The sequence below is a fragment of the Nonomuraea sp. NPDC001684 genome (assembly GCF_053596515.1).
This window is the reverse complement of sequence record NZ_JBSFGJ010000567.1, coordinates 1-5256: the sequence shown is the minus strand read 5'-3', so window position 1 is coordinate 5256 and position 5256 is coordinate 1. Positions and strand designations below refer to the sequence as shown.

7 protein-coding genes are annotated in these 5256 nt (G+C 73.2%); 6 read left to right on the top strand and 1 reads right to left on the bottom strand.

What is annotated here, in order from left to right:
• The 6 genes from ACWCSD_RS47265 to ACWCSD_RS47240 form a co-directional block, all read left to right on the top strand.
• Nucleotides 1–277: sensor histidine kinase (locus tag ACWCSD_RS47265; protein WP_449925486.1), on the top strand; the 277-nt coding region annotated here is incomplete at its 5' end.
• Nucleotides 265–903 carry a response regulator gene (locus ACWCSD_RS47260; protein ID WP_397158821.1) on the top strand — a complete coding sequence of 213 codons (639 nt, stop codon included), beginning with the start codon at nt 265–267 and terminating at the stop codon, nt 901–903. The genes ACWCSD_RS47265 and ACWCSD_RS47260, both read left to right, overlap by 13 nt.
• A gap of 169 nt (nt 904–1072) precedes the next feature.
• Nucleotides 1073–2428, top strand: coding sequence for an erythromycin esterase family protein (locus ACWCSD_RS47255; RefSeq protein WP_449925483.1), 1356 nt, complete (start codon nt 1073–1075; stop codon nt 2426–2428).
• 144 nt (nt 2429–2572) lie between these two features.
• Nucleotides 2573–3103 carry a hypothetical protein gene (locus ACWCSD_RS47250; RefSeq protein ID WP_449925481.1) on the top strand — a complete coding sequence of 177 codons (531 nt, stop codon included), beginning with the start codon at nt 2573–2575 and terminating at the stop codon, nt 3101–3103.
• A 3-nt stretch (nt 3104–3106) separates the two neighbouring features.
• Complete coding sequence (locus ACWCSD_RS47245) at nt 3107–3571, top strand: hypothetical protein (RefSeq protein WP_449925478.1); 465 nt, start codon at nt 3107–3109, stop codon at nt 3569–3571.
• A gap of 72 nt (nt 3572–3643) precedes the next feature.
• A complete protein-coding gene (locus tag ACWCSD_RS47240; protein WP_358303033.1) occupies nt 3644–4678 on the top strand; it encodes a DUF5685 family protein in 1035 nt (344 codons plus the stop codon).
• A gap of 28 nt (nt 4679–4706) precedes the next feature.
• On the opposite strand, the gene ACWCSD_RS47235 is transcribed toward ACWCSD_RS47240, so the two are convergent.
• Nucleotides 4707–5256, bottom strand: a 550-nt coding sequence (locus ACWCSD_RS47235; protein ID WP_449925474.1) for a GNAT family N-acetyltransferase, incomplete at its 5' end; no start/stop codon positions are given.

Below are 5256 nucleotides of genomic sequence, written 5' to 3'. Positions count from 1 at the left end.
GTCGGTGGAGAGCGCCGCCTACTTCACCGTGGCCGAAGCGCTGACCAACGTGGGCAAGCACAGCGGCGCCCGGCACGCGGAGGTCGTCGTCGAACGTGTGGGCCCGGTGCTGCGCGTCCAGGTGCGTGACGACGGCAAGGGCGGCGCCCGCGACGACGCGGGCACCGGGCTGGCCGGGGTCCGCCGCCGCGTCGAGGCCCATGACGGAACGATGACCCTGACCAGCCCCGATGGGGGGCCGACTGTGATCGAGGTGGAACTGCCGTGCGAGTCGTGATCGCCGAGGATGACGCGCTGCTGCGCGAGGGCCTGGTGCTGTTGCTGAGCGGGGAGGGCATCGAGGTGGCCGCGGCCGCGAGCGAACCCGAGGGGTTTCTGGCCGCGGTCGAAGAGCACCGGCCCGATGTGGCGGTGGTGGATGTGCGCATGCCGCCCACCCACACCGACGAGGGCATCCGGGCCGCCGTGGCGGCCAAGCGCCTGCATCCGGACCTGGGCGTGCTGGTGTTGTCGGCGCATGTCGAGCAGGCGTTCGCGACCGACCTGCTGGCCGTCGGCACGCACGGGGTCGGCTATCTGCTCAAGGAGCGGGTCGGCAAGGTCGAGCAGTTTTTGGAGGCGCTGAACCGGGTCGCCGACGGCGGCACCGCCATCGACCCGGACGTGGTGGCCCAGCTGTTCACCCGCCGCCGCGACCCCCTGGAGGAGTTCACCCCGCGCGAACGCGAGGTGCTCGCGCTGATGGCCGAAGGACTGGGCAACCTGGCCATCGCCGACAAAATGGTGATCACCGAGGGGGCGGTGCACAAGCACATCCGCAACATCTTCGCCAAGCTCGACCTGGCTCCCAGCGACCGTATGGACCGCAGGGTCGCCGCCGTGCTGCGCTACCTCGGCGCCTGAAGCCGTCCTCTGACATCCGGCCTCTGGGAAACGGCCTCGCGAGCTGGACCGCGGGCGGCGTGCGGTAGCCAGCACCACCATCGACCGGCCAGCGGGCGGGATCGAAACCGCCCTCGCCGCTCCCTACGTTGGTGATTACTTCATCCGACACCCAACGTAAGGATCTGTCTTGTCGAGCAACACTCTGCGTCGTACCGTGCCGGTCACCCTGGCGCTGGCGGCCTGTCTGACGAGCCTGAGCGCTCCGGCGTTCGCCACCTCCGCCCCCGCCGCCCGCGTCTCCGCGGCGGCCGCCGACGCCGGCCAGGAGCAGGTGGTGGCGGACCTGGAGCGCCACGCTCAGGAACTGACCAGCACCGTCCCGGGCGGTCCGTCCCGCGACCTGCGCGCGCTGTCGGCGATGACCAAGGGCGCCACCATCGTGGGGATCGGCGAGGTCACGCACGGCTCGAAGGAGCTGTTCACGCTGCGGCACCGGATGTTCCGGCACCTGGTGCAGACCCAGGGCTTCACCACGCTGGCGCTGGAGGCGCCCTGGTCGGCCGGCGTCCGCCTGGACGAGTACGTGCGCACCGGCAAGGGCGACCTGCGCAAGATCATGGCCGAGGATTTCCAGCAGTCCTACGGCTCGTGGAGGACCCAGGAGTGGATGGACCTCTACGAGTGGATGCGCGACTACAACCGCACCGCCTCGCGCAAGCTGCGCGTGATGGGATTCGACATCGGCGACGTCCTTCCCGAGCAGTACCGGCGCATCCTCGCCTGGGCCGAGAAGCACCAGCCGTCGCTGGAGCCCGAACTGCGTCGCCGCTACGCGGGCCTGCTCGCCCTGCCCGCCGGCGTGGAGGAACGGATGAACACCCTGGCCGCACTGCCGGCCGAGCGGCGCACCGCCCTGGCCGGCGACGCGCAGGCCGCCTACCGCCTGCTGGACGGCAGCGGCAAGGCGAGCCCGACGGTCCTGCAGGAGGCCCGCGTCATCGTCCAGATGACGACCATGTACGCACTCGACGGGTCCGCCCTGCACCGTCACCGTGACCGGTCCATGGCCGAGAACACCGTGTGGTGGCAGCGCCACACCGGCAGCAAGACCGTGGCGGCCGCGCACAACGGGCACATCGGCTACGTCTCGGCCTGGCCCGATCTGTACCCGGTCACCCAGGGGAACGTCCTGCGCTCCCTGGCCGGCACCTCCTATGTGGCGATCGGCACCACCATCCACAGCGGCCGCTTCCGCGCCACCGACCCCAAGACCGGCAAGGTCGCCGTCTTCGACACCGGCGCCCCCGTCCCGGACAGCAGCGAGGCCGTCCTGGACCGGGTTCGCCACCGCGACTACTACGTGGACCTGCGCCGCGCCGGCCGCACTCCGTCCACCCGAGCGTGGCTGGACACCGCCCGCCCGACCTTCACCATCCCGGCCACGTACGTGCCCGAGCAGTTCAACCGGCCGCTGGCCCTGGGAGCGGCCTTCGACGTGATCGTGCACCTCAACCACGTCAAGGAAGCCACCCCGCTGCCCTGACCGCGTTCTTCGGAGGCCGAGCCGGCGGGCCCGCCCGCCGGTGCCCCCGCCGCTCCCAGCCAACTGCAAAGAGGATGCAAGCCCGTTCCCAGTGCCGTCCGAGATCATCGCGCCAGCGTCAGCGCGACAGACACGAGGTGAGGAATGGCGACGACGATCAGCGCGTCCACGCTCAACGGACGGCACCACAAGGCGGCACTCACGGTCTTCATGCTCATCGTGGTGGCCCACTGGGCCGAGCATCTGGTGCAGGCGGTGCAGGTCTACGTCTGGGGGTGGCCGCTGAGCGAGGCCCGCGGGGTGCTCGGCCTGCCGTTCCCGTGGCTGGTGACCTCGGAGTGGATGCACTACGGGTACGCGCTGCTCATGCTCGTGGGCCTGGTCATGCTCCGCAAGGGGTTCGCGGGCCGTGCGCGCACGTGGTGGAACATCTCCCTGGGCATCCAGGTCTGGCACCACATGGAGCACCTGCTGCTGCTCGTGCAGAAGATCACCGGGCTGTACCTGCTCGGACGGCCGGTCCCGACCAGCGTCCTGCAGATCTTCCTGCCCCGGATGGAGCTGCACCTGTTCTACAACGCGGTCGTCTTCGCGCCGATGGTGGTGGCGATGCTGCTCCACCGCCGGGCCGCCGAGCACGGCGGGGCCGCCTGCACCTGCGCGGTGGCGCACTAGCTCATGGCGGTCACCAGACGACGTCCGGGCGGGTTCACGGTGGTGCTGGCCGTCGTGGGGCTGTTGCTGCTGTTGGTGTCCGTGCCGGAATTCGGCCCCGTCGTACGGGCCGCCCGCGCCGACGGGGTGAGCGGCGCGTTCACCGCCCGGGAGCTGCGGTGCGTGCGGCATCCCGGGCACGAGTCCTGCGTCTGGGCCGGGGACTTCGCCTCCGGCGACGGGCGGATCCGGCGGCGCGACGTCGAGCTGTACGGCAGCGACCGCGGCACCCTGGCGGCGGGACAGGCCACCGCGGCCGTGGACACCGGCCGCCTGACCCGCGTCTACGGGCCGGAGGGCTCGGACGAGTGGCTGTTCACCGCGCTGCTCACACTGGCCGGGGCCGTCGTGCTGACGGTGGCGGCCAGACGGGCGCGCCGCCCCGTGCCCGACCCCGTGCCCGAACCCGTGCCTGAACCGCGCGCCTGAACCCCGCGGTGCCGCGTGCGGGCGATCGCCCGTACGATTCCTCCAGCGTTTTCCGGATCTTGTGAGGTTCGTGTGTTCGGGATCATCCGTCCGTGCGGTGAGCACGGGTGCGCGGCGGTACGCGCGGCGTGGCGGGCGCACCTGTGCGGGCTCTGCCTGACACTGCGGGACGGGCAGGGACACGCCGCCCGGCTGACCACCAACTACGACACGCTGATCCTCTCGGTGCTGACCGAGGCCCAGCTCCCGGCCGCCGTGCCGCACCGGACGGCCGGGCCGTGCGCGCTGCGCGGGTTCCGCTCCGCCGACGTGGTGGACGCCCGCGGTCGCGGCGCCCGGCTGGCGGCGGGGGTGTCGCTCGTCCTGGCCGCGGGCAGGCTGCGCGACCAGGTGGCCGACGGGGACGCCGCCCCGGCCACGGCTCCGGCCCGCCGCCTGCTCGCGGCCCGCTGGCAGGCGGGCGGCGCCAGGCTGGCCTCGGGCGTCGGCTTCGACACCGCCGTGTTGTCGGCGACGGTCGACCGGCAACTCGAACGCGAGCGCCGGGCCCTGGCCATCCCCATGGACGTGCTCGACCTCACGGCGCCCGCCGAGGAGGCGGTGGCGGCGGCCTTCGCCCACACCGCGCTGCTGGCCGGACGGCCGGGCAACGCGGCGGCGCTGGCCGAGGCCGGCCGGTTCTTCGGCCGCATCGCACACCTTCTGGACGCCGTCGAGGACCAGGCGGCCGACGACGAGCGGGGCGCGTTCAACCCGCTGACCGCCACCGGCACCGGCCGCGAGCGGGCGCGGCAACTCTGCGACGACGCCGCCCACGGGCTCGCCCTCGCCGTGGCCGACCTGGAGCTGGACGAGCGGCACCTGGTGGAGCGGCTGCTCGGCGCCGAGGTGCGCCGGGCGGTCGAGCGCTCGTTCGGCGCGGCCTCCTACCGGCGTCCCGGCTGGATCCGCAGGTCGGGGGCAGGGGTGGCGACGTTCCTGACCTGCGGGCTCTGGCGGCCGAGGTGGAGCAAGAAGGCGGGACGGCCCTGCTGCGAACGCTGCTACCTGGACAACTGCAGCAGCTGCGACTGCCCCGACTGCGGCGGCTGCTGCGACTGCGGCTGAGCCGGCGGCCGGGGCGTCGGCGAGAGGGTCAGGGAGCCGAGATGTGCAGCACCTCGCCCGCCTTGCGGTAGCCGACGCGGGCGTAGACGCGGCCCGCGGCGTCGTCGGCCGGGGTGAGGAACGGCATGGTGATGCCGGCGTCGACGCCCGCCCTGGTCAGCAGGGCGGTGACGGCTCCGCCGATGCCGCGCCGCCGGTGCGTGTCGCGCACGGCGATGCCGGCGACCTCGGCCACGCCCTCCTGGGGGCCGCCGAGCTGGCCGGCGCCGACGACCTCGCCGGTGGCGACGTCGGCGGCCGCGGCCACCAGGCCGCCGCGGTCGAGCACGCCGCGCAGCCGCGCGACGTCGTGCTCGGTGGCCTCGGGCGCGTCGAAGGCCGCGTTCATCACCCGCGCGACCTGCCACAGGCCCGGGTCGTCGGTCACCAGCGCGAGGCGTACGGCGGCGTCGGCGGGCGGCTCGGCAAGCGACCCGGCCGGGCACACCAGCAGCGGGAAGCGCCCCTCGACGGCGAACCCGGCGGCCAGCAGGGCCTCCTCCACCTTGGGGTCGACGTGAGGCAGGTCCTCCAGCCGG

What these genes read in the sequence shown, in the direction of transcription:
- ACWCSD_RS47250 (WP_449925481.1), top strand. Translation starts at nt 2,573, where the DNA reads ATGGCGACGACGATCAGCGCGTCCACGCTCAACGGACGGCACCACAAG.
- ACWCSD_RS47245 (WP_449925478.1), top strand. Translation starts at nt 3,107, where the DNA reads ATGGCGGTCACCAGACGACGTCCGGGCGGGTTCACGGTGGTGCTGGCC.